The following is a 1,950-nucleotide window of genomic DNA, read 5'->3' as shown; positions in this document are numbered from 1 at the left end:
CGTATGATAATTCACATAATTAGTTATCAAGGAAATTACATCTTCTAAAAATATAGAAACTTGTTCTGTTTGATTTTCAACCATCAAATTAGACATGGCTTCTCTCTCCTTTGCCGTTTTACGCTATTTCTACTCTTTTATTTTTATGTAATTCAGCTAATATTTCTTGTACTTTCACCACTGTTCCCTCGTCAAAGTATCGTTGAAAGTCTGTTACTTCATTGAGATACAAGCGCTTCTGCGCGCGTAGCTCTTTATTGTTCACTAAACAAGCGATCGCTACAATATCTCGTAAATATACGTCTTGTTCTTCTACTTTATAAACTGGATTTCCTTCAAAAGGGGTAATTTCTTGTAAAATTTCTTCAAAATATCGAACATATAAGACAGAAAAGGTTTTTTCTTGATTATTTAATATATATGTCACTTCAGATCTATTAAAAAAATCTTCTGATGTATTCGGTTTTGCTTTTTCTAACTCATATCCTGCATAACCTATTATAATCATCTACTTCCCCTCTCTTCCTTCTTTCATCTTATCTTAACTTAATTTTCTGATAAACGAAATATTCTTTTAAATATAACCTATATAAAAAATAGCTTCCCTATACAGGAATTTACCTTTTTATTTTTCTTGAAGTTTGTCATAATAATATTATTGTCTCAGTTTTCTTACACAAGGAGAGTTGTATTTATGTCGTTTTCATGGAAACGTTTCTTACAAATCGGGAAAATAATCTTCCCATTTGTTGTCTTAACAATTGTTTTCTTTCAAGCTAAAAAAGAATTAGCGGGCATTTCTTTTTTAGAAGCAATTGAAACAATTAAAAACATTCCAACTGGTGGGGTATTTTTAGCGATTACACTCGGTGCATTTGCCGTTTCAACAATGTTCTTTTATGACTTTGTTATGCTTCGTTACTTAAAAGCAGATATACCTGTACAAAAGATTTTCCGTATCTCATGGATTGCAAACACTTTAAATGGATTTATCGGTTTTGGTGGTCTTGTTGGTGCCGGTGTACGTACAATGCTCTATCGTCCACATATAAAAGAGAATGGGAAACTTATTAAAAGTATTGCTTGGATGACAACCGCTTTTATTAACGGATTAGCCATTCTGTCATTCCTCGGCCTTATTGGGATATTAGACACTAGTTTTATTCTGCACGAAAAACCGTGGTTATGGCCTGTTCTTATCTTCTTTGCTCTTTTCGTTCCTATATATATTGGGTTTTCTAAAATTAAAAATAGAAAAACAAAACAGCTAGACGGACAAGAGACTGAAGAAGAAGAGAAAAATCCAACTGTTTTATATTCATTAGTTTCATTAGTCGAGTGGGTATCTGCTGGTATCGTTATGTACGTCATTTTAATATTGTTTGGAATTGATATCGAATTTCAAAAGTTTTTAGGTGTTTATGTAATTGCTGCTTTAGCTGGTGTCGTAAGTCTTGTCCCTGGTGGCCTTGGTTCATTTGATCTTGTTTTCTTAACCGGACTAGGACAATACGGAGTTGATACAGGCGTATTACTACCCGCTATGTTATTATATCGACTTGTCTATTACATCTTACCATTCTGCCTTGGTCTCATTTTTGCAGCATTTGAAATGACAGGAGCGRCCATAAAAAAAATTGAAGATAAACCATTTATTGCACCTGCATTAGAAACAACTGGTGTAATTTGGACTTTACAACGTGATTTTTTAGGGAAATTAGGTTCATGGGCATCCGCCGCTTTAACCGTATTCGCTGGCTTAATGGTTATTCTATCAACAATTTTACCGACTAGTATAAATCGAGCTCACGCCTTACATATTTTAGCTCCAAAGCACCTTATTCAATTTTCTTTTAGCTTATCATTAACATTCGGTATTCTCCTCCTGATTCTTTCGCGAGGCATATATTATGGAACAAAGCGTTCTTACTATATGACGATTGTTTCTTT

Annotated in this window: 2 protein-coding genes and 1 pseudogene; 1 reads left to right on the top strand and 2 read right to left on the bottom strand. The window is 33.6% G+C overall.

The features are described from left to right. Positions 1-96, bottom strand: a pseudogene (locus tag AC1DTM_RS24335) (DUF3907 domain-containing protein); the annotation flags it as partial. Between the two features lie 22 nt (positions 97-118). Further along, positions 119-508: a hypothetical protein gene (locus AC1DTM_RS24330; RefSeq protein ID WP_002149420.1), complete on the bottom strand. Its 390-nt coding sequence runs from the start codon at positions 506-508 to the stop codon at positions 119-121. 186 nt (positions 509-694) lie between these two features. Here AC1DTM_RS24330 and AC1DTM_RS24325 point away from each other — a divergent pair. Next, a partial coding sequence (locus tag AC1DTM_RS24325; RefSeq protein ID WP_477001092.1) for a flippase-like domain-containing protein occupies positions 695-1,950 on the top strand: 1,256 nt, incomplete at its 3' end.

Source organism: Bacillus sp. P4_D3 (assembly GCF_056401855.1).
Note: the sequence above shows the minus strand (reverse complement) of the source record. Positions and strands in the feature narration are given on the sequence as shown.